Annotated in this window: 22 protein-coding genes; 12 read left to right on the forward strand and 10 right to left on the reverse strand. The window is 70.3% G+C overall.

Annotation, left to right across the window (positions count from 1 at the left end; all coding sequences use genetic code 11):
* Positions 1-42 precede the first annotated feature (42 nt).
* Positions 43-2,367 (reverse strand): arylsulfatase, encoded by a 2,325-nt coding sequence (locus ACFTQE_RS15115; RefSeq protein ID WP_376925844.1) that lies wholly within the window; start codon positions 2,365-2,367, stop codon positions 43-45.
* Positions 2,368-2,515: 148 nt separating this feature from the next.
* Between ACFTQE_RS15115 and ACFTQE_RS15120 the strand changes: the two genes are divergently transcribed.
* From ACFTQE_RS15120 to ACFTQE_RS15140, 5 genes are all read left to right on the forward strand, one after another.
* Complete coding sequence (locus ACFTQE_RS15120; RefSeq protein ID WP_376925845.1) at positions 2,516-2,944, forward strand: DUF6325 family protein; 429 nt, start codon at positions 2,516-2,518, stop codon at positions 2,942-2,944.
* Between the two features lie 16 nt (positions 2,945-2,960).
* Positions 2,961-3,296: an SHOCT domain-containing protein gene (locus ACFTQE_RS15125; protein ID WP_376925862.1), complete on the forward strand. Its 336-nt coding sequence runs from the start codon at positions 2,961-2,963 to the stop codon at positions 3,294-3,296.
* A 67-nt stretch (positions 3,297-3,363) separates the two neighbouring features.
* Positions 3,364-4,506 carry a type III polyketide synthase gene (locus ACFTQE_RS15130; RefSeq protein ID WP_376925846.1) on the forward strand — a complete coding sequence of 381 codons (1,143 nt, stop codon included), beginning with the start codon at positions 3,364-3,366 and terminating at the stop codon, positions 4,504-4,506.
* Positions 4,503-5,237, forward strand: coding sequence for a methyltransferase (locus ACFTQE_RS15135; protein ID WP_376925847.1), 735 nt, complete (start codon positions 4,503-4,505; stop codon positions 5,235-5,237). Before ACFTQE_RS15130 ends, ACFTQE_RS15135 begins: the two co-directional genes overlap by 4 nt.
* Positions 5,230-6,402, forward strand: coding sequence for an FAD-dependent oxidoreductase (locus ACFTQE_RS15140; protein WP_376925848.1), 1,173 nt, complete (start codon positions 5,230-5,232; stop codon positions 6,400-6,402). Before ACFTQE_RS15135 ends, ACFTQE_RS15140 begins: the two co-directional genes overlap by 8 nt.
* A 28-nt stretch (positions 6,403-6,430) precedes the next feature.
* On the opposite strand, the gene ACFTQE_RS15145 is transcribed toward ACFTQE_RS15140, so the two are convergent.
* Positions 6,431-6,871: a nitroreductase family deazaflavin-dependent oxidoreductase gene (locus tag ACFTQE_RS15145; protein WP_376925849.1), complete on the reverse strand. Its 441-nt coding sequence runs from the start codon at positions 6,869-6,871 to the stop codon at positions 6,431-6,433.
* A 92-nt stretch (positions 6,872-6,963) separates the two neighbouring features.
* Positions 6,964-8,400 carry a PucR family transcriptional regulator gene (locus ACFTQE_RS15150; protein ID WP_376925850.1) on the reverse strand — a complete coding sequence of 479 codons (1,437 nt, stop codon included), beginning with the start codon at positions 8,398-8,400 and terminating at the stop codon, positions 6,964-6,966.
* Positions 8,401-8,519: 119 nt separating this feature from the next.
* Here ACFTQE_RS15150 and ACFTQE_RS15155 point away from each other — a divergent pair, with 119 nt between their 5' ends.
* Positions 8,520-9,617, forward strand: a complete 1,098-nt coding sequence (locus ACFTQE_RS15155; RefSeq protein ID WP_376925851.1) for an alcohol dehydrogenase catalytic domain-containing protein — start codon at positions 8,520-8,522, stop codon at positions 9,615-9,617.
* 110 nt (positions 9,618-9,727) lie between these two features.
* The gene (locus ACFTQE_RS15160) at positions 9,728-11,101 is read left to right on the forward strand and encodes an APC family permease (protein ID WP_376925863.1); all 1,374 of its coding nucleotides are present in this window, start codon (positions 9,728-9,730) and stop codon (positions 11,099-11,101) included.
* Between the two features lie 166 nt (positions 11,102-11,267).
* Here ACFTQE_RS15160 and ACFTQE_RS15165 read toward each other — a convergent pair whose 3' ends face one another.
* Positions 11,268-11,987 carry a GntR family transcriptional regulator gene (locus ACFTQE_RS15165; protein ID WP_376925852.1) on the reverse strand — a complete coding sequence of 240 codons (720 nt, stop codon included), beginning with the start codon at positions 11,985-11,987 and terminating at the stop codon, positions 11,268-11,270.
* Between the two features lie 190 nt (positions 11,988-12,177).
* On the opposite strand from ACFTQE_RS15165, the gene ACFTQE_RS15170 reads away from it, so the two are divergent.
* Together ACFTQE_RS15170 and ACFTQE_RS15175 are read left to right on the forward strand one after the other, a co-directional pair.
* Positions 12,178-12,882: an HAD family hydrolase gene (locus ACFTQE_RS15170; protein ID WP_376925853.1), complete on the forward strand. Its 705-nt coding sequence runs from the start codon at positions 12,178-12,180 to the stop codon at positions 12,880-12,882.
* 54 nt (positions 12,883-12,936) lie between these two features.
* Positions 12,937-15,954 (forward strand): LamG domain-containing protein, encoded by a 3,018-nt coding sequence (locus tag ACFTQE_RS15175; protein ID WP_376925854.1) that lies wholly within the window; start codon positions 12,937-12,939, stop codon positions 15,952-15,954.
* 95 nt (positions 15,955-16,049) lie between these two features.
* Here ACFTQE_RS15175 and ACFTQE_RS15180 read toward each other — a convergent pair whose 3' ends face one another.
* The 5 genes from ACFTQE_RS15180 to ACFTQE_RS15200 all read right to left on the reverse strand — a co-directional run bounded on the left by ACFTQE_RS15180 (position 16,050) and on the right by ACFTQE_RS15200 (position 20,814).
* The gene (locus ACFTQE_RS15180) at positions 16,050-16,472 is read right to left on the reverse strand and encodes a pyridoxamine 5'-phosphate oxidase family protein (protein ID WP_376925855.1); all 423 of its coding nucleotides are present in this window, start codon (positions 16,470-16,472) and stop codon (positions 16,050-16,052) included.
* A 113-nt stretch (positions 16,473-16,585) separates the two neighbouring features.
* Positions 16,586-17,617: an LLM class flavin-dependent oxidoreductase gene (locus ACFTQE_RS15185; RefSeq protein ID WP_375836066.1), complete on the reverse strand. Its 1,032-nt coding sequence runs from the start codon at positions 17,615-17,617 to the stop codon at positions 16,586-16,588.
* Between the two features lie 104 nt (positions 17,618-17,721).
* Entirely contained in the window at positions 17,722-19,245 is a 1,524-nt protein-coding gene (locus ACFTQE_RS15190) for a hypothetical protein (protein ID WP_376925856.1), read from the reverse strand.
* Positions 19,246-19,321: 76 nt separating this feature from the next.
* Complete coding sequence (locus tag ACFTQE_RS15195; protein WP_376925857.1) at positions 19,322-20,236, reverse strand: alpha/beta fold hydrolase; 915 nt, start codon at positions 20,234-20,236, stop codon at positions 19,322-19,324.
* A 104-nt stretch (positions 20,237-20,340) separates the two neighbouring features.
* A complete protein-coding gene (locus ACFTQE_RS15200) occupies positions 20,341-20,814 on the reverse strand; it encodes a MarR family winged helix-turn-helix transcriptional regulator (RefSeq protein WP_376925858.1) in 474 nt (157 codons plus the stop codon).
* 202 nt (positions 20,815-21,016) lie between these two features.
* Between ACFTQE_RS15200 and ACFTQE_RS15205 the strand changes: the two genes are divergently transcribed.
* A complete protein-coding gene (locus tag ACFTQE_RS15205) occupies positions 21,017-21,277 on the forward strand; it encodes a cupin domain-containing protein (protein ID WP_376925859.1) in 261 nt (86 codons plus the stop codon).
* Between the two features lie 70 nt (positions 21,278-21,347).
* Here the strand turns inward: ACFTQE_RS15205 and ACFTQE_RS15210 are convergent, their stop codons facing one another.
* On the reverse strand, positions 21,348-22,049 hold the full coding sequence (locus tag ACFTQE_RS15210) for a YceI family protein (RefSeq protein ID WP_376925860.1): 702 nt from the start codon (positions 22,047-22,049) through the stop codon (positions 21,348-21,350).
* A gap of 108 nt (positions 22,050-22,157) precedes the next feature.
* Between ACFTQE_RS15210 and ACFTQE_RS15215 the strand changes: the two genes are divergently transcribed.
* Together ACFTQE_RS15215 and ACFTQE_RS15220 are read left to right on the forward strand one after the other, a co-directional pair.
* Positions 22,158-22,643: a hypothetical protein gene (locus tag ACFTQE_RS15215; RefSeq protein ID WP_376925861.1), complete on the forward strand. Its 486-nt coding sequence runs from the start codon at positions 22,158-22,160 to the stop codon at positions 22,641-22,643.
* Positions 22,644-22,837: 194 nt separating this feature from the next.
* Positions 22,838-25,063 carry an ATP-dependent Clp protease ATP-binding subunit gene (locus tag ACFTQE_RS15220; RefSeq protein ID WP_376925864.1) on the forward strand — a complete coding sequence of 742 codons (2,226 nt, stop codon included), beginning with the start codon at positions 22,838-22,840 and terminating at the stop codon, positions 25,061-25,063.
* The last annotated feature ends 41 nt before the right edge of the window (positions 25,064-25,104 follow it).

Here is a 25,104-nt window from a genome sequence, read left to right on the forward strand (position 1 = left end):
GGACCTGCCAGGTCCGACGCCCGATCGCGTTCAGGGGCGGCGCTACTCCCGCGCGAACGCCGCAGCGGCCTCGAGTTCGAGGTCGAGGTACTGCTCCTCGCTCACGTCGACCGCCACGCCGAGCAGTTCGCCGCCCGTGAACGGGAACGGGTTCGTGTACTGCTCGCTCACCGCATCGGCGCTGTCGTAGCCGACGCAGAGGCCGTCGCCGCAGAGCGTGAACTTGCCGACCTGCGCACGCATCGGGCCCTCGGCCACGACCTGGTCGTCGACGTAGAGCCGGCAGGTGCCGATCGACTCGCCGTGCTCGCCGGCGCGCTCGCGAACGAACTCCATGCCGAGCGCGTGCTTGCCCGGTGCGAGCGTCGCCGACGTGAACGTCTGCTCCGGCGGGATGCCGAGGAAGTTGTACACGTAGTTGAGCCTGCCGTCCTTGATGAACAGGGTGTGACCGCCGAAGCGCGAGCCGTGCGCGAAGATCACGCCCTGCGTGCCCGCGTCGACGACGACGTCGGCGATGATCTTGAACGAGCGGCCGCGGACGTTCACCGCGACGGACTCGGGCACCGCCCCCGTGTCGGGGTAGTACACGTAGCGGGTGCGCGGCGGCTCGGACTGCGGCCGCTCGATCGTGAGCTGGTCGCGTGCCGAGCGGTCGTCGAGCGGCAGCACGTGGTTCTTCTCGGCCTCGACGAACCAGGCGTCGATGAGCTCCTGCAGCTTCTCAGGGTGCTCGGCGGCGAGGTCCTTCGACTCGGAGCGGTCGGACTCGACGTGGTAGAGCTCCCAGCGGTCCTCGTCGAAGCGGCCGTGACCGGTGAGCGGGGCGTGGATGGCGGCGGCCTTCCAGCCGTCCTTCCAGATGCCGCGCGTGCCGAGCATCGCGTAGTACTGCACCTGCTTCTCGGTCGGCCCATCGGGGGCCGCGTCGAAGCTGTACTTCATCGAGACGCCGTCGAGCGGGCGCTGCGCGACGCCGCGGAACACCTCGGGGAACTCGATGCCGATGATGTCGAGGATCGTCGCAACGATGTCGGTCGAGTGGTGGTACTGGTTGCGGATCTCGCCCTTGGCGGAGATGCCCGCCGGCCAGTGGATGACCATCGGGTCGCAGGTCCCGCCCGAGAACTGCGAGTAGCGCTTGAACATCTGGAACGGGGTCGAGAACGCGGCGGCCCACCCGGTGGGGTAGTGGTTGTAGGTCTCGGGTCCGCCCAGCACGTCGATCTTCGACAGGTTCTCGGCCAGGTCGTCGGGGAAGCCGTTGAAGAACTTGTTCTCGTTGACCGAGCCGTCGGGCGACCCCTCGCCCGAGGCGCCGTTGTCGGCGCAGTAGAAGATGACCGTGTTCTCGAGCTGGCCGGAGGCCTCGAGGTAGTCGACGACGCGTCCGATCTGGGTGTCGGTGTACTCGCTGAACCCGGCGAAGACCTCGGCCATCCGGCTGAAGAGCCGCTGCTCGTCGGCCGAGAGCGACTCCCAGGGCTTCACGTGGTCGGCGGCGTTCGCCTGGTCTTCGGGCATCGGGTTGAACGGCGTCAGCGCCGTGCCCTCGGGCATGACGCCGCGCTCGACCATGCGCTCGAGCACCCACGTGCGGTACGCGTCGTAGCCGTCGTCGAACTTGCCCTCGTACTTCGCGATGAACTCCTCCGGCGCGTGGTGCGGGGCGTGGTTCGCTCCCGGACAGAACCAGGTGAACCACGGCTTCGACGGGTTCGACGACTGCTGGTCGCGGATCATCCGGATCGTCTGATCTGCGAGGTCCTTGGAGAGGTGGTATCCCTCTTCAGGCGTGGCGGGCGGCTCGATGAACCTGTTGTCCTCGACGAGGTCGGGGTACCAGTTGTTCGTCTCCCCGCCGAGGAAGCCGTAGAAGCGGTCGAAGCCCATCGCGAGCGGCCACTGGGCCTTGCTTCCGCCGGCCGAGACGTCCTCTTCGGGGACGTTGTGGTTCTTGCCCACCCAGAACGTCGAGTAGCCGTTCTGCTGCAGCACCTGCCCGATCGTCGCGCACTCGGCGGGGATGTGCCCCGACAGGCCCGGGAAGCCGTTGGTGCCCTCCATGATGTTGCCCATGCCGTTCGCATGGTGGTTGCGTCCGGTCAGGAACGTCGACCGGGTCGGAGAGCACAGCGCCGTCGTGTGCCACTGGGTGTAGGTGAGGCCGTTCTGGGCCAGACGATCCATCGTCGGCATGTCGATGCGCCCGCCGTACGGCGACCACGACGCCATGCCGGTGTCGTCGTACAGCACGACGAGCACGTTCGGCGAACCCTCCGGCGCCTTCGGCAGCTCGTACGGCGACCAGTCGGGGACGGAGTCCCGGACGTCGAGCTCGATGGTCCCCGTGAATTCATCGGACATGCACATACCCCCTCGGTACCGCGGCGACTCCGCCGCTTCTTGGACGCTACCCGGCGGCGTCCGGGTTCGGAAGGAGGCGATTCGCTTTCCACTCTGGATTCGCCTGCGTCGCACGCGTAGTCTGCAAACACGTGAGATTGGGGAGATCATGGCGGAGTTCGAATACGGCCCGGTGGAGCTGTATCTGGTGGGGTTCGAGGGCGACCGGCCAGACCCGGGCACCCTCGAGGCGATCGGCGACCTGGTCGAGGGCGGTGAGATCCGGCTGCTCGACTTCCTCGTGATCTCGCGCGAGCCCGATGGCTCGGTGCTGATCACCGAGTTCGAAGAGGTGAGCGACGAATACGGGTTCGGCACGGTCGAGCTCGAGGCGATCGGCCTCGTCGCCGAAGAAGACGCCCACGAGCTCGCTCAGGGCATTCCGCCGGGCACCTCGGGCGCGCTGCTCGCGATCGAACTCGTGTGGGCCAAGCGGCTCGCATCGAAGTTCGCCCAGTCGGGCGGCATCGTGCTGCAGACCGAACGCATTCCCGCGCCCGTCGTGAACGCGGCGCTCGCCGAAGCCGAAGAGGAGTAGGAAGATGCTGAGAAGAATGGGACGCCCCGGCCTGATCGGCATGGCCGCCCGCACGGCCGTCGTCGCCGGCACCGCCACCGCCGTCAGCGGCAGCGTGCAGCGCCACCAGCAGCAGAAGGCGCAAGACCAGTACGAGCAGCAGCAGTACGAGGCGCAGCAGCAGCAGGCCCAGATGAATGCCGCGGCCCAGCAGGCCGTCGCGCAGCAGCAGGCCGCCGCACCGGCGCCCGCCGCAGCGCCGGCCGGGGGCGTCGACATCGTCGCCGAGCTGCAGAAGCTCGCCACGCTCCAGCAGCAGGGCATCCTCTCGCCGGAAGAGTTCGCCGCCGCCAAAGCGAAGCTCCTCGGCTGACCGGCCAGGGTCTGCGAGCCTCGTGCGAGCTCCGTCGCGGCATCCGCTCGGCTGCCGGCGCTGAATCATGACCGTCACCCTGAGGGGCCTGTCCACCGCGGTGCCGGCGACCGTGCTCGTGCAAGACGAGGTGCGCGACGTGTTCGCGGCCCAGCCCGGCCTCGGCCGGCTGGGCCAGCGCATCGTCGCCACCTCGTTCAACGTCTCGGGCATCGAGCGCCGGCACTCGGTGCTCGACGAGCTGCGCTGGGACGCCCACCCCGAGGACCCGGTGTTCTTCGACATCGAGTCGGGCGAGCTGCTGCTGCCCGGCACGAAGGTGCGCAACGAGCTGTACGCCGAACACGCCACGCGTCTCTACGTCGAGGCGGGGCGCTCGGCCATCGAGGCGACGCCGGGCATCGAGGCATCCGATGTCACGCACGTCATCACCGTCTCGTGCACGGGCTTCTACGCGCCCGGCCCCGACTTCATGATCGCCCGCGAGCTGGGGCTGAACCCCGGGGTCGAGCGGTACCACCTCGGATTCATGGGCTGCTACGCGTCGATTCCGGCGCTGCGCATGGCGACTCAGCTGGCCACGGCAGATGCCTCGGCGGTCGTGCTCGTCGTCTCGGTCGAGCTCTGCACGCTGCACCTGCGGTCGTCGAACGACCCCGACACGATCGTGGCGTCGTCGCTGTTCGCCGACGGCGCCGGCTCGGGCATCGTCACGGCCCGGCCGCTCGAGCCCGGGGAGAAGGCCTTCGACCTCGATCGGTTCGCGACCCGCATCACGCCGGTCGGCGAGGGCGACATGGCGTGGAAGATCGGCGACCACGGCTTCGAGATGGTGCTCTCGAACGCCATTCCCGCGATCATCGACGACCACATCACTGGGGCGCTCGAGCCGCTCTTCGCGCACGACGACGCGCTCGCGGCGGCACTCGCGAACGATGGGTCGAGCGGGGCGATCGAGCACTGGGCGATCCACCCGGGCGGGCGGAGCATCCTCGACAAGGTCGAGTCGCGGCTCGTGCTCACCGAGGCCCAGCTCGTGCCGGCCCGTGAGACCCTGCGCGACTACGGCAACATGTCGAGTGCGACGGTGCTGTTCGTGCTGCGAAACATCCTGCACTCCGATGTCGCCGCCGATGGCGATCGCGTCGCCGCGATGGCGTTCGGGCCGGGGCTGACCGTCGAGTCGGCACTCCTGACCGTTCGGCGGTGACGGTGTCCTCCGAGTCGCGGGTCGGCCTCGGTGCGCGCGACGCGGACGCGCGGGAGCTCATGGACGGCCCCGATGCCGACCCCGTGATGCTCGCGAAGACCTACGAGCGCTTCCGGCTCGTGAACGCGGTGGTGTCGGGGGAGCGCGCCGTGTACCTGCGCTGGATCCGGCCGCGGCTCTCGCCGGTGTGGCGCGCGAGACTGCTCGACGTCGGCGCCGGCAGCGCCGACCTGCCCCGGCGCCTGCTGCGATGGGCCGACGACGACGGCCTGCGACTCGAGATCACCGCGATCGATCCCGACGCGCGGGCGATGGCCTGGGCGTCGGCCAGGCCGCCGACACCGGGCCTGACGCTCCGCCGCGCGCTGAGCAGCGACCTCGTCGACGAGGGCGAGCGGTTCGACCTCGTCGTCTCGAACCACGTGCTGCACCACCTCGACGGCCGGGAGTTCGGCTCGCTGCTGCGCGACAGCGAGCTGCTGCTCGGCCCCGGCGGGCTCGCGGTGCACGGCGACATCGAGCGCACGCGCCTCGGCTACGCGGGCTTCTGGCTCGGCACGCTGCCGTTCGCGGGCAACCTCCTGGCGGGTTCGTACATCCGGCCCGACGGGCTCACCTCGATCCGCCGCAGTCACACCGCGGCCGAGCTCGCCCCGGTGCTGCCCGACGGCTGGGCCGTGCGACGGGCGTTCCCGTCGCGACTCGAGGTGGTCTGGGGAGCGGATGCCTGAGGCATCCGCCGGCCCGACCGGCAGCGTCACCGACGGTGTCATGCGCGACGTCGCGGTCGTGGGCGGCGGGCCCGTCGGCCTGCTGCTCGCGTGCTTGCTCGCCCAGCGCGGGCTCGACGTCGTCGTGCTCGAACGCCGCACCGAGCGTTCGGGTCGATCGAGGGCGATCGGCATCCACCCGCCCGGACTCCGCGCCCTCGGCCGGGTCGGGCTCGAAGCCGAGGTGCGCCGGGCGGGTGTCGAGATCCTCGACGGTCGTGTCACCTGTCAGGGCCGCATCCTCGGGTCGATGTCGTTCGCCCGGGCCGGCTCGGTGTGGTCGCTGCCGCAGCTCGAGACCGAGGCGATGCTCGAGCGACGGCTCGGCGAGCTCGCGCCCGACGCGCTCGAACGCGGTGTCGAGGTGCGCGCGGTCCGCGACCGGGGCACGCACGTCGAGGTCGGGGCCGATCGGGGCGGTGCGGCCGTCACGGTGCTCGCGCGCTACGTGGTCGGGGCCGATGGCGTGCGCAGCGGCATCCGCGATCTCGTGGGCATCGACTGGACGCAGATGCCCGGCCGCGCGCACTACGTGATGGGCGACACCCGCGACGACACCGGCGAGACGTCGACGGCGCTGCTGCACTTCGAGCCGGCGGGCGTCGTCGAGTCGTTCCCGTTGCCGGGCGGCCTGCGGCGCTGGGTCGCATGGGTGCGCCGACCGCCGCGCGACCCGGGGCCCGCGCAGCTCGCGACGATCATCGCGTCGCGCGTGGACGGACGGTTCGACGTCGAGGCCGCCGCCGAGCCCAGCGTGTTCGAGGCCCGCCAGCACCTGGCCGAGCGGATGCACCGGGGCCGCGTCGCGCTCGTCGGCGACGCCGCGCACGAGATCAGCCCCATCGGCGGCCAGGGCATGAACCTCGGATGGCTCGACGCCGTGCTGCTCGACCGTGAGCTCGAGCACGCGATCGAGTCGGGCGCACCCTACGAGGCCTTCGACCGCTACGACCGCGCGCGGCGGGCGTCGGCGTCGCGGGCGATCCGTCAGGCCGCGTTCAACATGCGCATGGGCGCGCCCGCGGCGGGCGCACGACTCCGCGTGCGCAATGCCGCGGTGCGCACGCTCGCGGTGCCGCCGCTGCGGGCGCTGCTCGCGCGGGCGTTCACGATGCGCTGGCTGTAGCGGGCGTCGCGTCGTCTTCCGGGGAAGCTCAGAGCACGACGCGGGTGAGGCTGAAGACCGGGATCAGGCGCTCGGTCTTCACCTGGTAGTCGGCGTAGGGCGGGTAGGCCTCGACGGCCCGCGCCCACCAGGCCTCGCGCTCTTCGCCTTCGAGCTCGCGGGCCTCGTAGTCGTGCTTCTCGCCGCCGTCCTGCAGTTCGACGTGCGGGTGCTTCTTCACGTTCCAGTACCAGACCGGATGCTTCGGCGCCCCGCCGAGCGAGGCGACGATGGCGTACTCGCCGTCGTGCTCGACGCGCATGAGAGCGGTCTTGCGGAGCTTGCCCGACTTCGCGCCGACCGTGGTGAGCACGATGATCGGCATGCCCCTGAGGGTGTTCGACGTCGCGCCGTTCGACGCCTCGAACGCCTCGGCCTGCTTCCGCGCCCACGCAGAAGTGCTCGGCTCGTACTCGCCTTCCAATGGCATGGATCCTCCTCGATGTCCCTCGACGATAACCCGGTGCCGGGCCGGGGCATTCCGGCGGGGCCGTTCGCGGGGCCGTTCTGCGGGGCTTGAGCTCAGCGGTCGAGCGCGCGGATCGCGAGCCAGGCCGCCGTGCGGTCGTCGGGGTTGCCCATCGAGAGGCCTGTGAGCTCCTCGACCCGGTGGATGCGGTTCGTGAGCGTCTGCCGGTGCACGCCGAGCTGCTCGGCGGCCACGCCCCACGAGCCGTGCTCGGCGAGGTAGATGCGCAGCGTGCGGGTGAGCTCGCCGTGCAGCCCGTCGTCGCCGCGCAGGGGATCGAGCACCTCGGCGAGGTGGGCGGCGTCGCCGGGGTCCAGGCGGTCGAGCACGAGCGCGACCGTCGGCAGCGCGCGATAGCGCGACACCGTGCGACCGTCGGTGACGGCGATGTCGAGTGCCTGCCGCGCTTCGGCGGCGGTCCGCCCGAGGGCGTCGGATGCCGCGGGGGAGCCGAGTCCGAGGCGGAGCGGGGTGCGGGCGTCGGCCGTCACGTCCTCGACGCGCCGCACGAGGTCGTCGACCCGATCGTCGCGGAGGAAGCCGAGCAGGTGACCCGGCTCCTCGGTGATGAGGTGCACGCTGCCGAGTTCGTCGAGCCAGCGCGTCACGAGGCGCTCGAGGTCGACGGACTTCGACCTGGCCGTGAGCGCGAACCCCGTGAGCGAGCCCTCGTGCACGCCCCAGCGGCGAAGCAGTGCGGCGGCGGCCGGGCCGCCCTCGAGCAGGGTGTCGATCATGACCTCGCGCCCGAGCCGTTCGGTCGTGGTGCGGTCGTGCGTGCGCAGGATGAGATCGAGCAGCGCGGCCGCCTGCGAGGCGAGGTCGCGGCCGCGGCTCATCGACGCCTCGCGTGACGAGATGACGAGGTGGGCGCTGAGGTCTTCTCCCGTGCCGACGGGGTGCACCTGCAGGCCGGGATGCCGCACGCGCACGGGCCTGCTGAACGCGACGGCGACCGCGTCCTGCACGTGCAGCCCGCCGGCGCCCGCGGTCGAGATCACCTGCCCGTGCGGGTCGAGCAGCACCGCCCAGCCGTCGATGCGCCGGGCGAGTTCGGCGACGACGGCGCCGACGCCGCCGCGCCGCGCGACCTGGGTGAGCACCTTGGTTCCCGTGGTCACGAGCCGGTCCTCCGCGGCCTGGTCGGTCGCGAGCAGGGCGACGAGCAGCGGGTGCAGCACGGTGTCGGATGCCTCGGCGCCGACGATCGCCGTGGCGCCCGTCGACTCGATCGCGCGCCGGAGCGCCCGCGTCGCCCCGTGGCTGACGAGCACGGCGCCGCGCAATGCATCGGAGCGCGGGCCGCCCGCGGTGACGGCGTTCGCGAGGCGCTCGGCACCGGCGACGACGAGGGTCGCGAAACCGGGGTGGCCGACGACGCTGAACTCCTCGAGCCGGAGCGCCGCGTCGACGGGCGTCGCCGGCCCGACGCCGTCGCCGATGAGCTCGCCGCCGAGCACGCGGGCGATCGAGAGCACGTCACGGGCCATGCCATCGAGTGTACGAAATGCCGCGGCATCCCATGACCCTTCGACATTCTTCACAGTGACTCGGGGCCTCGAGCCTGCCTAGCATCGGGCGTACCCCAGCACTGATCCAAGGGAGCATCATGAAAGCCATCGTCTTCCGCGCACCGGAGACGCCGATCGAGGTCGCCGATGTCGAGCTCGCCGCGCCCAAGGCCGGCGAGGTCCGCGTCAAGATCGCGGCGGCGGGCGTCTGCCACTCCGACCTGCACGTGAAGCGAGGGGAATGGGACGCCCCGGCTCCGCTCGTCATGGGTCATGAGGGGTCGGGCGTGGTCGTCGAGCTCGGAGAGGGCGTCACGTCGCTCGCCGTCGGCGACCACGTGGTGCTCTCGTGGGTGCCGCCGTGCGGCGAGTGCCGATACTGCCGCTCGGGTCATGAGGCCCGCTGCCAGAAGGTCGCCACGGTCGTCGCACCGAAGGGCGTGCTCTTCGACGGCACCTCGCGGCTCTCGCAGGGCGACGAGTCGGTGCACCACTACCTCGGCGTCTCGTCGTTCGCCGAAGAGGTCGTCGTGCCTGCGTCCGGCGCCGTGAAGGTGCGCGACGACGCGCCCCTTGACGTCGTCGCCGTCGTCGGCTGCGCCGTGGCGACCGGAGTGGGCGCGGTGCTGAACACCGCCGCCGTCGAGCCCGGCTCGACCGTCGTCGTGATCGGCTGCGGCGGGGTCGGCCTGAACGTCGTGCAGGGCGCCCGACTCGCGGGTGCCGAGCGCATCGTCGCGGTCGACGTGCGCGCCGACAAGACCGCGCTCGCCGTGCAGTTCGGCGCCACCGACCAGATCGACGCCTCGCAGGTCGACGCCGTGGAGGCGCTCTTCGCCCTCATCCCCGACGGCGTCGACTACGCGTTCGACGCGATCGGGCGCACCTCGACGACCGAGCAGGCGATCCGCATGCTCGGCCTCGGCGGCGCCGCCGTGATCGTCGGCCTGCCGCCGACCGGTGCGAAGGCCTCGTTCGAGCCGCTCGTGCTCGCCGAGGCCGACCAGCGCATCCTCGGCTCGAACTACGGGTCGGTCCGACCCTCCATCGACATCCCCGCGCTCGTCGACCGCTACATGGACGGCCAGCTCAAGCTCGACCCGCTGATCTCGGCGCGCCGCCCGCTCGCCGAGGCCGCCGAGGCGTTCGACGACCTCGAATCCGGCGAAGCGCTCCGCACGCTCCTCATCCCCTGACCGCTGCAGCACCCGACTCACTGGAGAGTTCCCCCATGACCACCCCCACCACCGAAGCGCCGGCCGCCCGAGCCGACGCCCCGACCGACGCCGGGCTCCGCCGCGGCGTCATGAGCGGGCCCGAGCTCGCGGCCCAGGCGATCGCCAACATCGCCCCGAGCGCGGTCATCGCGTTCACCGCCGCCGGCATCTTCATCGGGGCCGGCAACGGCACGATGCTCTCGTTCGTGCTCGCCACGATCGTGATCCTCGCCGTCGGCTACTGCGTCGCCGTGTTCGCGAAGAAGCACGCATCGGCGGGTTCGCTCTACACCTACGTCGCCAAGGGCCTCGGCCCGTTCGGCGCGTACCTGGCGGGCGTCGCCCTGCTGATCGGCTGCTGGGGCATCGCCGCAGGTTCGCTCGGCGGCTCGGTCTCGTACTTCAACCAGTTCCTGCTGCTCGTGGGCGTGCCGTTCGAGGGCGTCGCCGCGCAGATCACGCTCGCGATCGTGCTCGGCGGGCTCGCGACGCTCTTCACCATTCGCGGCATCCGCCTCTCTGCGCGCGTCTCGCTCGTGCTCGAACTCGTCTCGGTCGCGATCATCCTCGTGCTGCTGGTGCTCGCGCTCGTGTGGGCCGGCCCGAACGCATGGGACCCGGCGCAGTTCTCGCTCGAAGGCGTGCCGTTCCAGGGCGTCGCAGCGGGAATGGTGCTCGGCATCCTCGGCTTCGTCGGCTTCTCGTCGGCCGATGCCCTCGGTCGTGAGGCGAAGAACCCGTACAAGGCGATCCCGCGCGCGATCATGTGGAGCGCCCTCGGCGTCGGCGTGCTCTACGTGTTCTCGGCCTACACGCAGATCGCGATCCTCGGCGACGACCTCGCCACGGTCGCGAGCCCGCTCGAGGCGATCTCGGCGCAGATCGGCATGCCCGCCTGGTTCGGCCCCGTACTCACCTTCGGCGTCGGCGCATCGTTCTTCGCCGTCGTCGTGGCTCCGCTCAACGTCGTCGGCCGCATCATCTACGTGATGGGCAAGGAGGGCGTCGTCGCCGAGCGCTTCGGCCGCACCCACGAGCGCCACCTGACGCCGCACCGCGTGCTGCTCGTCGCCGGCCCCGCCGCGATCGTGCTCGACATCGTGCTGCTCGCGATCGGGGTGCACCCGATGGACATCGTCGTGTGGGTCGACACGTACGGCACCTACGGCTACATGGTCGCCTACGCCCTCGTCGCGGTCGCGTGCGTCGCCTACATGCGCCGCGAGAAGATGCGCAACGGCCTCGTCTGGGTGTGCGCCACGGTCGCCGTCGTCGCCATGGTCTACGTGTTCTTCGCGAACGTGTGGCCCGTGCCGGCGTGGCCGCTGAACGTCATCCCGTACCTGTTCCTCATCACCATGATCGCCGCGCTCGCCTGGTACCTGCACCTCGCCAAGCGCCGCCCCGAGGTGATCGCGAACATCGGCAACACCGAGACCGACGCGCTCGAGGGCGTCGGCTAGGCCGCCGACCGAACCCGGGCCTCGCCGCCGCTCGAGCCCGGCGGCGAGGCTTCGGTGCAGACCCCGCGCCTCCCTGGGCTCCCCTACAGCCATCAGGGAGGCGCGGTTCTGCCGTTGCGGCGCGGCCTCGGTCTGAGAGTTGCAGCCGCAGCAGGTCGTGACGGGTCTACAGCTCGAACTCCGAGCGGGTGAGGGAGTTGCTCTCGCGGGACGCCTCCACCACGAACGTCACCGTGTCGGGGAGGTAGCGATCCTCGCCGTACTCGATCGGGGCACCGCCCGACGTGTAGCTGACGCGCCGGACTCGCAGCAGGGGACCCGCGCGGCGCACACCGAGCAGCTCGGAGTCGGCGCTGGACACCGGCACGACGTCGATCGCATGCTCGGCATGGGCGGTGACCACATCGAAGTCGCGGCTCAGAGCGTCGACGACGGATGCCTCGTCATCGGGTATCGCGGCGACCTGGTCTGCGATCCAACTCGGGTAGCAGGTGCGTTCGAGCATCACCACGCGTCCGTCGAGGCTGCGCGCCCTGGCGACCCGGAGTACCCGGCTGCGCGGGCTCACGCGGAGCCGGCGCGCTTCGCTGCCGGTGGCCTCGCCGAACTCGGAACTGTGGACCTGACCGCCGGGCGTCATCCCCTTGCTCCGCGCCCACTGCGCGAAGGAGCGCAGCTCATCGAACGACTGGTTCTGGCGAGCTGAGCGCACGACCCAGCCGAAGCCCTGCACCGGCGTCACCAGCCCCCTGGTCTCGAGCCCGGCGAGCGCACGTCGAACGGTGCCGCGAGTCGCACCGTAGCGCTGCGCCAGCTTCGTCTCCGACGGAAGCGTCGTACCGGGGATGAACTCCCCGTCGACGATCCGGGTCAGAAGATCGCTCATGATCTCGCGATGCGATCGTGCGGATCCGGGTGGCACGGTCTCAGAGTAGGTCACCCGATCCGGCACGGAGCCCTCCCGGTGGACAACCGTTCACAGCTGTCCCCCCTTCTCGGACGAAGAGACGGGACTGTTCAGATCTCATTCACCGGTTCGTCGCCCCCTGCACACCGACGGGAACGGGAATCGTTGGGTGACACCGACAACGCACCTCTCCGCCGCCGCCGAGACCGCCGGGCCGGCCGCCGTGCTCTTCGATCTCGACGGCACCCTGGTCGACAGCGAGCGGCTCTGGCTCGAGGTGGTGCGCGGTCGCCTCGACAGCGCAGGTCGATCGGCCTCGCCCGCCCTCCTCGCCGAGTTCGAAGGGCTCACGACGAGCGAGGCCGCTCGTCGGCTCATCGCCCTCACCGGGGAGAGCGCCTCCGGCGATCGCGTGGCCGAGGAGCTCGAGATGTCGGCGATCGAGGTGTTCAGCGGGCGCTTGCCGTGGATCGCCGGGGCACCGGAGGCGCTGCGGAGCCTGCGTGAGGCGGGGATCCCGCTGGGCCTCGTGACGAGTTCGTCCCGTCGGTGGGTCGCGGCGGTGGAGCGGAGCTTGCCGCTCGGGCGCTTCGACGCCGTCATCACGGCCGATGACGTGCTGCGCGCGAAGCCGCATCCGGAGCCCTACCTGCGCGCGGCTGAGCTGCTGGGTGCGGAACCGGGCGCCTGCATCGTGTTCGAGGACTCGGCGGTCGGCGCCATGGCGGCGACCGCCGCGGGATGCCGTCTCGTCCATGTCGCCCCCGACCGTCACTGCGACGCGGGGTCCTCGGCAGACCACCTCCCCGACCTGCGCTCCGTGACCGCGCCGTGGGTGCGCGGCCTGTTCGCCATGGACGCCGAGCTCCGCTGACGTCCGCTCATCTCCCCTGACCATCCACCGATTCCCAGCACACGAAGGAACCCCATGTCGCTCTCCCACTGCCCGCCGCGGGTGCGAACCCGTCCCGCGAAGATGTCACGCCGCATCAGCGCAGGCGCGATCGTCGCGACCGCACTGCTCCTGCCTGCCATGCCCGCGGCCGCCGCGCAGGGCGGCGCGACGGGCGACGCTCTGCCGATGACGCAGCAGCGCATCGATGCCGCCAACGATGCGTACAACGGCGCCGACACGACGCTCGAGTTCATCACGATGTCCGACACCGAGCTCGGCGGCAGCGCGACCGCCGACAAGACCTCGGAGGAGGTGGCATACGAAGGGGTGAAGAAGCACTTCCAGAGCATTCGCGCCTGGGCCGATGAGAAGGCCTTCGACGCTCAGGTGGTCGTCGACAACGGCGACGTGGTCGGGGCGAACGACCCGGAGTACTCGGCACACCTCGCCGGTGACAGCGAGAAGGTCGCCGGCTGGTACCGAGCGGTCGAACGAGTCATTCGCGAGAGCTTCCCCGAGTCGCAGGCGCTGTTCACTCAGGGCAACCACGACATCGCAGACCTGATGGGCGACACGTTCGATTCGGCCAGGGCCGACAGGGCGCCGGCCGATGCCCCGGCGTGGTTCTATCCGAACGCCGACACCGGGTACGTCAGCAACTTCCACACCACGATCAGCGGGATCGACTTCATCGGTCTCGACTACAACGGCACGAGCACGTTCGGGTACGGCGGGCAGCGAACCGGGTACCAGGCCTTCCTCACCAGCACGCTTAAGGAGATCGCCGCCGAGCCCGACTACGACCCGAGGAAGCCGATCTTCGTCTCGATCCACAGCGGATACGGGGGCACCTCGCTCGGTGGCCCGTTCCACGGCGAGTACGACCTCGCCGGTCCCGACGTGCAGCGCATCCTCGCCGACTACCCGCAGGCCGTGCTCGGTTCGGCGCACACGCACTTCTCGTCGAACCCCGAGACGAGCATCTACCAGAAGGACTTCACGGTCTACGAGAACGCCTCGATGAACTACATCTATCAGGACGTCCCCTCGGACTTCGTCGGAGGCGGCTACTTCGGCGACAACCAGGGCGACGCCGAGGCCGGGGTGCCGCAGAAGAGCGCGAACTTCATCAGCGTGATGACGGATGGCACCACCGTGATCCGGCGCTTCGACGTCACCCACCAGCGCTGGATGGGCATGCCGTGGGTGGTCGACACGACCAAGGGCACGGACGGCTTCACCTACACCGACGCGCAGCGCAGCACGGTGGCGCCGTGGTGGGGTGCCGCCGCGATCACAGCGACCGATGTCACCGAGAGCTCGCTCACCCTCAGCTTCGGCCAGGCGAAGGATGACGAACTCGTGAACTTCTACGAGGTCGAGATCACCGATCAGGCCGGCACCCCCGTGCCGTTCAGCGTGAACCAGGTGCCCGACTTCGGGAACAACCCTCCCAAGTCCCTCACCGGGACGTTCAAGGCGTACTCGCGGTTCTACATGACCCCGAGCACGATGGGCTTCGACATCCACGGCCTGAAGCCGGCCAAGAATTACACGGTCGAGGTCACCGCCTTCGACGACTTCCAGAACGAGTCCGAGCCGCTCGTCGGCACCGTGCGCACCGCGGGCGAACTCGTCTTCCCCGAGTTCCCCGAGGCGCCGGCTCCTGCGCCCGACGGCGAGTTCCTCAGCCTCGCGTTCGAGGGCGACCTCAGTGACACCGGTGCGGCCGCGGACGGCGCGCCGACCGCGACTCCGGTCGGCTCGGTCTCGTATGTCGACACCGACCGCGTGGGAGCATCCGGCAAGGCCGTTCGCATCGGCGGCGGTGCCGGCAGCTACGTCGACCTCGGCTCTCGCCCGGAGTTCGATCTCGGCACCGACAAGGACCTCACCATCAGCTTCTGGACGAAGGTCACCGGAGTGAGCGGGTACGGCTCGATCATCAGCAACAAGAACTGGTCGAGCTGGTACCGATCGGGCATCAACGTCGCCCCCGAGGGCACGAACACGGGCAAGATCGAGTTCACCCTCGGCGACGGCACGAACGGCGTCTACTCGACCGGTACGGTCACCGACTACCGCGACAGCTGGCATCTGATGACCGTCACGGTGGACCGTTCGCGGAACGTCGCGAGCACGTACATGGACGGAGCGGTGACGAACGAGACGAGCATCGCGGGGGTCGGCAGCATGACCAGCGGTCTGCACATGCTGGTCGGCGTCGACGGCGGGAAGAACTACGGCATCGGTCTCGACATGGACGACCTGCGGATGTGGGACAGCGCGCTGAGCGCAGACGAGATCGCCGGTCTCTTCGCGGCGGACGACTCCACCGCAGAGACCGAGGCGCTCGCCCAGGCGGTCGAGTACGCGAAGGAACTGGCGAGCGCGAACGAGGTCGCAGCGTCGAACGGGCGCGTCTTCGATGCGGTGCTCGGTGAGGCGCTGGCGACCGCGACGAGCAATAGCGAGGTGCTGCTCGGCACCGGGGCGGGCGCGCAACTGCAGGCCGTCGGGGCTCCGACCACGGAGCAGCTGCGTGTGAGCTTCGACGCCCTGCGGTCCGCGGTCGTCGCCGTCGAGGGACAGCCGGTTCGCTTCACCTACGAGACGGAGGTCGGCAACGGCATGGTCTCGCCCGCCGAGGGCGTCGCAGACCTGGGCGGTGTCGTGCGCCTGGCGCTGTCCCCGGCGAGCGGCTTCCAGATCGCGGATTCGGCGATCAGCGTCACCGGGGTGGAGAGCTTCGCGATCGACGGCACGGAGCTGGTGCTCACGGGCGTCGAGAGCAGGGTGATCGCCTCGGTGGTGTTCGACGCGGTCGACGCGGGCGGCGATGGAGGCACCGGCGGCGGCAACGGAGGCGGCACCGGATCGACCGGAGGCGACAGCACCGGGAACGGCAGTGCCGGCTCGACCGGCTCGGACCGGCTCGCGACCACCGGTTGGGACGCGGCGAGGAGCTGGGCCCTGACCGGCCTCGGCTCGGCGCTGCTCGCCGCGGCGGCCGGACTGTTCTGGCTGCGCAGGCGCACGCACGGCGCGTAGCCGGGCGCCGTTCCCGCGGAGGGCGACGCCACGAACCCCGCGCCTCCTCGCCGTGACCCGGCGGGGAGGCGCGGACCAATTCAGGCCGTGCGCCCCTACCGGTGGGGGCGCTCGAACTGGCGGCCGTGCACCTCGGCGGGCGTGATGCGCACCCACCGGTCCTTCGTCTCGGGAGCCCAGGGCTCCACGCCGAGTCGTTCGGCCGCGGCGATCTCGGACTGCCGATCGAACTCGACGGCTTCGCCTTTCACGACGACGCTGAACGCCTCACGGTCGTCGGCGCCGTCGACCTCGAAGGCGACGTGGTGGTGGATCGTGAGTTCGAGCAGTTTCGTGCCCGGAGAGGTGCGGAAGACGATCGTGCGGTCGTCCGCGACGACGTGGTTCACCGGGAAGATGTCGATTTCGCCGCCGGCGGCCGCGGCGATTCGGCCGTACGGTGCGTCGGAGATGCGCTGCCAGCATTCCGCCTCCGTCAGGTGACGGGTCGGAGGGCGTTCGTCGAGTTGGTCGTCCATGCTTCGAGTCTGCTCCTGTCGTTCAAGAACCGCGAGAGGGGCGTGCCGAAGTCGGGCGTCGGGGCCTGCGCCGGTGCCTGCGCGTTCGTGCCCGCGCCGCCTGCACACTGCCGTCAGCGGTTCGCGGGCTCCCAGCCGAGGCTCGGTGCGACGTGCTCGGCGAAGGCCGCGATCATCCGCAGGTTGAACTCGACCCCCAACTGGCTCGGGATCGTGAGCATGAGCGTGTCGGCCTCGCGGATCGCCGCGTCGCGCAGCAGCTGCTCGACGAGCTTGTCGGGCGTGCCCGCGTAGGTCTTGCCGAACGTCGAGCGCATGCCGTCGATGTAGCCGACGCCGTCGCCGTCCTGGCGGCCGCCGAAGTAGAGCTCGTCTTCGGCGGTCGTGATCGGGAAGATCGAACGGCTCACCGAGGTGCGCGGCTCGCCGGGGTGGCCGGCCTCGCGCCAGGCCGCGCGGAACGTCTGGATCTGCTGCGCCTGCAGCTCGTCGAAGGGCATGCCGCGGTCTTCGGTGAGCAGTGTCGACGACATGAGGTTCACGCCGCGGCGGCCGGCCCATTCGGCCGAGTCGCTGTTGCCGGCGCCCCACCAGATGCGGGAGCGCAGGCCGGGTGAATACGGTTCGATGCGCTGCAGGCCGCTCGCACCGCCGCCGAACGGCGACGAGGCATCCGCTTCGGCGATGCCCTTGCCCTCGACGGCCTCGAGGAACCGGTCGAAGTGCTCGCGGGCGATGTCGGCGCCGCGCGGGTCCTGCGAGCCCGTGTACCCGAAGGCCTCGTAGCCGCGCACGACCGTCTCGGGTGATCCCCGGCTGACGCCGAGCGCGAGTCGGCCGCCCGAGATGAGGTCGACGGCCGCGGCCTCCTCGGCGAGGTGCAGCGGGTTCTCGTAGCGCATGTCGACGACGCCGGTGCCCACCTCGATGTGACGGGTGCGCGCCGCGATCGCGGCGAGCAGCGGCATCGGCGATGCCTGCTGGCGCGCGAAGTGGTGCACGCGGAAGTACGCGCCGTTCACGCCGAGCTCGTCCATGCCCTGGGCGAGGTCGATCGCCTGCAGCATGGAGTCGCCCGCCGAGAGTTCGCGGCCGCCGCCGAGCGGGCCGTAGTGTCCGAATGAGAGCGTTCCGAAGCGTTGCACGTCTGGTGGAACGACCGGGCGATGGAGTCTATTCCTGTGCATGGATGCCGCGGCTGACCGCGGTTCTCGGCCGGCCGTGCCGCGGTTCCCCGATAGGCCGGGGCTCAGCGGCGCCGCAGGAGGAGGCCGCCGCCGGCCAGCGCGGCGAGGCCCGCCACGAGCAACGGGAGCGCCGGAAGTCCGGTCGGGGGCAGTCCGGCCGCCTTCGAGCCGACGGCGATGGTCGCCGTGGCCGGGTCGGAGGTCACGGGTGCCGTGCCCGCGAGACCGCCGGCGGTGGCGACGTTCGTGACGGATCCTGCCGCCGCGTCGGCATCGGTCACCGTGTCGATACCGTGGCAGACGGTCGAGTCGCCGGTCTGCCCGGTCGGAGCCAGTGTCGACGCTTCGCACGTCACCGCGGCGATGCGATCGTCGATGATCGCGAGGTCGGTGATCTCGACGGCTGACGTGTTCACGACCTCGTAGGTGTAGTCGACGACGTCGCCGGACGCGTAGGTCCTCGAGTCGTCGACGAGCTTGGTGAGCTCGAGTCCGGCGATCGGATCGACCGCCTGCACGACGACGTTCCTGATCAGGTGCACATCGGTGAAGAGACCGGTCGATGCGCTGAACCCGAACTTGTACGTCGGCGGCGTCGGCTGCGGCGCTGCGAAGTCGAGCACCTGCTGCATGCCCGCCCCGTCGTTGAAGTCGATCGAGACGGTGACCTGCGGGTCGGGTGCGGGGGAGATCTGCACGGTGACGGTGCGGCGCGTGGGCTCGAGCAGTGCCGACGCCTCGGCCGGGGTCGCCCCGGTGAGGTCGGGGGTCGGGCCGTGCAGCTCTCCGGGCAGGGTCGACGTCCACGGCCCGGTCGTCGTGAACTGGTCGGCGGTCGCCGTCAGGAAGCAGTAGCCCTCCGTGCCGTTGCCCGGGCCGCGCACCGTCACCATGTTCTCGCCCGGTGCGGGGTTGTAGAAGGTCTCACCCGACGGGGAGCGCTGTGCACACCCGTCGCCTCGCCGTTCCCAGTCGCCGAAGTAGTTGCCGAGGACGTCGAGGCCGATGCCGAGGTAGCCGCCTTCGACGCCGGGCAGGAACGGCGGATCGACCTCGAACCCGGGCTCCTTCTGGGTGTAGCCGAGGCTGCCTCCGAACGCGCCCGGCGCATCGAGGCTGGTCGCCCCGTCGACGAGGAAGAAGGCGATGCCGTCGGCGGGAACGATCGAGTCCGAGCCGTACTGCCATTGTTCGAACGTGATCTCCACGCCCTGCGTCGCCGGGATCGGCACGTCGTAGAGGGCCGCACCCGCTTGATCGTTGAGGCGATCCGTCAGCCGCAGGAACCCGTCGGGGGCCGCCCCGTTGGGCGGGGCGGCGGCGCTCGGCGCGGAACAGCCCAGCACCGGATGCGTTCCGACCGGGACCGCGAGCACCGTGGGTGCACCGGTCAGGCACGCCGAACCGAACGCCTGGAACCCGTCGATCACCGTCGCCCCGCGGAAGTCCTCGTCGACGAGCACGGGGCCGGATGCCGCAGCGAACGCCGGAGCAGGGGCATCCGAACTCAGTCCGCCCACCAATCCGATGGCCCCGATGAGCGCGGCGACGACGGCGAACACGGCGCTCTTCCGATGGCCCCCCATGTGCTCATGCTAGGGACCGATCTCCGAGATCACCAGAGTGCGGTCCGGACGACCAGCGGCGGAGACTCCGATCCGATCATCGTGCTGACGAGTTCAGCACCCGTCGGATCTCGGCCGAGACGACCTCTGGTTCACTGAGCATCACGACGTGACCGGAACGCTCGGCGACCACGTGCCGGCCGTGTTCTGCGCGCTCCGCACGAGCACGATGCGCGGCGATGAGCTGGCGACGACCCTCCGCTCCGACACCGGCGCTCTTGCCTCCCGAGATGACGGTCAGCGGGATCGCCGGAAGATCGCCGGACGCCGACTGCAGTGCTCGAAGGTCCTCCGCCATCGACGTCGATTCGGCTACCTGGGTCGCGACCGCACCGGAGGTGTACATCTCTCGTCGCGCATCAGCTCGGATGTGCGGCGGGAGGGCGCCGGTCGTCAGGCCGTACACCCGTCTCAGGATGCCGAGACGGGCGAGCCCGGGGAACAGGCTGTTCTGAATCCGGGTGGATCGTTCGACGGCGGTCGAGTAGTAGAGCTCGCAGTCCTCATCTGCCGGGTCGACCAGCACGAGCCCGCGGATCCGATCGGGTCGGGCGGATGTCGCGAGGCGCACGATGGGGCCGCCCCAGCTGTGTCCGACGAGCACGAAGCCCGCGTCGCCCGCATCGTCCGCTCGTTCTCGGTCGAGGAGTTCGAGATGGTCGAGCAGGTCGTTGAGGTCGTTCGCGAGCGCAGGAAGCCGCCGCGCTCCTGCGGCCTCCGGGCTCTGCCCCAGTCCGGCGCGATCGTAGGCGACCGAACGCACGGTGCGACCGATTGCGGGCTGGACCAGCCCCCAGATCGAACGAGTCGACGCGATGCCCGCCTCGAAGACCACGGTCGGCCCCGGGCCGTCGATGGCCTGGAAGAAGAGTCGGCGGCCATCCCTCGTCGGGGCCCAGCCGGGCCTCCCCTGAGGATGCCCCTGCCATCTGCTGGTCGCCGTCTCGGTCATAGCGTCCCGGCGACATCCATGGGTCGAGTGTAGTGGGCGCCGGCGAACGGGCTCAGCCCGGCGAGATCAGCTGCAGCGCGTCGCTGCGGCGTCGATCCGACCGCTCAGATCCGCGTCGTGCGACCGAGCCATCCGGGGACGGTGGTGAACGGCTCCTCGGCGCACAACTCCTGCAGGCAGCTGATCATCGTGTCGTAGCGGTCGGCGCCGAGTTGCCGCCGCCACTCCGCCTCCCGGTCGCCGAGGAGGCGCCCGCTGGCGGCGAGGACGTCGTTCGCGCGCGAGGTGCGCGTGATGACGGAGGCCCGTGCGTCATGGGGATCGATGCGGCGACTGACGAGGCCCAGGGCCTCCATCGAGGCGGCCGTCCTGGCCGCGGCCTGCTTGGTCACGCCGAGGCGCCGCGCGAACTCGCTGATCGAGACGCCGTCTTCGGTGATCGACTGCAACGCGAACCCATGGAGCGGCCGCACGTCGTCGTAGCCGAGATCTCGGAGCTGTTCGTGCAGCTCGTCGATGACCTGCCGGAACGACCCGATGAGGAGGATCGGCAATTCGCCGGGAGGGTGCTGCGTCATGAGTCGATTCTCCCGCCCTTGCGGATGTCGGACAACGACGTTTACGATCTAGACAACGATGTTGTCTAAAGGGAGAGCCATGCCGATCACTCGAGTCGCTTCGACCGACACTCGATCATCAGGAACCGCGACCTCGACGATGGAGACCCTCGCGTCCCCGACCGTCGGTGGAAGCACCCGGACCAGCGTGTGGCGGGTCAGGATGTCGGCGGGCCAACCGGGTCCACGGCACGTCATCGACTCGGAGCAGATCTGGACGGTGCTCGCCGGCGAGGCGTCCTTCCACTCCGAATCCGACCGGTTCGGCGTCGAGGCGGGGGATACCGTCATCGTGCCGGCCGGTGTCGTGCGCACCGTCATCGCATCGAGCGACTGCGAATTCCTGGTCTGCGGAAGCCCGAGCGCGCTCGCGTCGGTACCGGGGAGCGACGCCGCTCCGGTCGCCCCGCCGTGGATGCGGTGAGGCCGGGCGCCGCCGCGGCGTCGCGCTCGCGTCCCCGAGTCGCCCGCACCTCTCGATCGCGCCCTCTCGATCACGCCCGAGCGAGCACGAGCGAGAACTCGACGAACCCGTCGGGCTCGACCGAGACGAAGCCGAGGTTCGGCGCCTCGACGCCGAAGTCGGCGAACGTGATCGGGATGCTGCCGGCGACCTGGCCGTCGCCGCCGTTCCAGACCGCGTCGAGGTCGACGGTCACGGTGCGCGTGACGCCCGCGAGCGTGAGCTCGCCGGTCGCCTGCACCGTCTGCACCCCGCCGACGACGGGCGCGGTGTCGACCGTGATCGGCTCGGTCAGCACGAAGGTCGCCGTCGGGAACTGGTCGACGCGCAGCGCGTTCGAGCGGAAGTACTCGTCGCGGTTGCCCGAGTCGGTCGCGATCGACGCGACGTCGACCTCGAGCGACGCGGCGGTCAGGCTCAGCCCGTCGACCGTGAAGCCTCCCGTCACGTCGGAGGTGCGGCCGGTGACCGTGACGTCGGTGCCGTTCAGCACCTCGTCGACGCGGTAGCCAGCGAACGAGCCGTCGGCCACGGTCCACTCGCCGGTGAGGTCGGATGCCTCGGTACCCGCCTCCGCGGTCGCCGAGGGTGCAGCCGTCACCGTCGTGGCGGAGTCGGCCTCGCCGACGATGAGGTCGCGATAGACGATCGGCGCCGCGATGGCGGTGGTCGCACCGAGCACGAGCACCCCCGCGACGATCGAGGCGGTGATGATCTTCGTACGCTTCTGCACTGCGGCTCCTCGGGGTCGGACTTCGAGCTTCACGCATCAACGTATGAGAAAGCATTGAATACGCCGCGACCCTGTCGAGATGACGGCGCATGACGCAGAATGTCGTGCATGAGCGACCCTCACGTGATCGGTCCGGGCCTCCTGCCGACGCCGTTCACCGCCGACGAGATCCGCGACGCGAGCGGGTTCGGCAAGACGATCCGCATCCTCGTCGAGGAGCCGGGAGGCGAGACGTTCGAGCGCGTCAACCGCTTCAGCGAATGCGACGACGACGGCGCGATGCTCGAGCGCTGGCGCATCGCGCCCGATGGGGGAGTCGACGGTGAGGTCGCGGGTGGGCGGGTGACCTGGCGCGAGCTGCAGGGTCACGCCGCGTTCTCGGCCGAGCGCACGACGCTGACCGAGGAGACGCTCGAGCTGCCGGTCGGTCGGGTCGAGTGCCTGCGCTACGACACCCGCGACGAGGCGCCGGATGCCCCGGTCGAGACGTTCTGGTTCGCACGGGCGCTGCCCGGCATGCCGGTGAGGTACGAGTCGCCGACGCCCGCCGGGATCGTGCGCACCACGGTGCTCGCCGTCGAGGTCGTGCGCTGACGAGCCGGCCGGGACCGGTCGACCCGCCGGTGATCGGCGGGCCGCGGCATCCGCCGATCGCTGGCGCGCCACGCGGCATCCGTCTAGCGTGAGGTTCGGGGGAGATTCGGCGCGCAAGCCGGAATACTAGCCCTCTCGACAAAGTTGAGTTAAGTACACTCAAGTTTTGAACGAAGGGAGAGCCTGTGGCCAACATGCAGGGTGCGCCGAGCACGCAGGAAGAGCAGAAGTCGGCGCTCGAACAGTACGGCGTCAACCTCACCGAGATCGCGAAGGCGGGCAAGCTCGACCCCGTGATCGGGCGGGACTCCGAGATCCGCCGCGTCAGCCAGGTGCTCACGCGACGCACGAAGAACAACCCCGTGCTCATCGGCGAGCCCGGTGTCGGCAAGACCGCCGTCGTCGAGGGGCTCGCCCAGCGCATCGTCGCGGGCGACGTCGCGGAGTCGCTGAAGGGCAAGCAGCTCATCTCGCTCGACATCTCGGCGCTCGTCGCCGGTGCGATGTACCGCGGCCAGTTCGAGGAGCGGCTGAAGGCCGTGCTCAAGGAGATCAACGACGCCGAGGGTGAGATCATCACCTTCGTCGACGAGCTGCACCTGCTCATGGGTGCCGGCGGCGGCGAGGGGTCCGTCGCGGCCTCCAACATGCTGAAGCCCATGCTCGCCCGCGGTGAGCTGCGGCTCATCGGCGCGACCACGCTCAACGAGTACCGCGAATACATCGAGAAGGATGCCGCGCTCGAACGCCGCTTCCAGCAGGTGTACGTCGGCGAGCCGAGCGTCGAAGACACGGTCGCGATCCTCCGCGGCCTCAAGGGCCGATACGAGGCGCACCACGGCGTCACGATCTCCGACGCGGCGCTCGTCGCCGCGGCATCCCTGTCGAACCGCTACATCTCGGCGCGGCAGCTGCCCGACAAGGCGATCGACCTCGTCGACGAGGCCATGTCGCGCCTGAAGATGGAGATCGACTCGAGCCCCGTCGAGATCGACCAGCTGAAGCGCCAGGTCGACCGCATGAAGCTCGAGGAGCTCGCCCTCAAGAAGGAGAAGGACGACGCGTCGAAGGAGCGGCTCGCGAAGCTGCGCGAGACGCTCGTCGAGCAGGAGCGCGAGCTCGCAGGGCTCGAAGAGCGCTGGGCACGCGAGCGGATGTCGCTGAACCGCGTCGGCGACCTGAAGAAGCAGCTCGACGACGCGGTCACGCAGCGCGACCGCGCGATGCGCGAGGCCGACTACGCGAAGGCGTCGAAGCTCGAATACGAGACGATCGCCCGACTGCAGCGCGACCTCGAGGCGGCCGAGCAGGCCGAGCAGGCTCCCGACGAGCCCCGGATGGTCAACGAGCAGGTGACCGAGGAGGACATCGCCCAGGTGATCGCCGCGTGGACGGGCATCCCCGTCGGCCGGCTGCTGCAGGGCGAGACCGAGAAGCTGCTGCACCTCGAGCAGGAGCTCGGCAAGCGACTCATCGGCCAGAAGCGGGCCGTCGCGGCGGTCGCCGACTCGGTGCGCCGCTCGCGGGCGGGCATCAGCGACCCCAACCGGCCGACCGGATCCTTCCTGTTCCTCGGCCCGACGGGTGTCGGCAAGACCGAGCTCGCGAAGGCGCTCGCCGAGTTCCTCTTCGACGACGAGCACGCCATGGTGCGCATCGACATGTCGGAGTACGGCGAGAAGTTCTCGGTCTCCCGGCTCGTCGGAGCGCCGCCCGGGTACGTCGGCTACGACCAGGGCGGCCAGCTCACCGAGGCCGTGCGGCGGCGTCCCTACTCGGTGATCCTCTTCGACGAGGTCGAGAAGGCGCACCCCGAGGTCTTCGACGTGCTGCTGCAGGTGCTCGACGACGGGCGTCTCACCGACGGCCAGGGCCGCACGGTCGACTTCAGGAACACCATCCTGATCCTCACGTCGAACCTCGGCTCGCAGTACCTGATCGACCCGAGCCTCAGCTGGGACGAGAAGGAGCAGGCCGTGCTGCAGACGGTACGGCAGGCGTTCAAGCCCGAGTTCGTGAACCGGCTCGACGACATCGTCGTGTTCTCCGCGCTCAGCGAGGCCGAGCTCGGCGAGATCGTCAACCTCTACATCGACCGGCTGTCGGCGCGGCTGCACGAGCGGCGACTCCAGCTCGGCGTCACTCCCGACGCCAGGGCCTGGCTCGCCGAACGCGGGTACGACCCGCTGTACGGCGCGCGGCCGCTGCGCCGGCTCATGCAGCACGAGATCGACGACCGGCTCGCCCGGGCGCTGCTCACGGGCGAGGTCCGCGACGGCGACAGTGTCGTGGTCGGGCTGGCCGACGACGGCGACTCGCTCTCGGTGGCGCGGGCCGACGCGCCGGCATCGCACGACGGTGGCGACGCCGGGTTCGACGACGACGTGATCGACGCCGAGATCATCGACGACGGCCGGTAACCGTCCGGTCGTGCACGACGGAGCCCGCCGCGGGTCAGTCC

This window comes from Agromyces sp. NPDC056965, from assembly GCF_042673425.1.
Lineage (GTDB): Bacteria > Actinomycetota > Actinomycetes > Actinomycetales > Microbacteriaceae > Agromyces.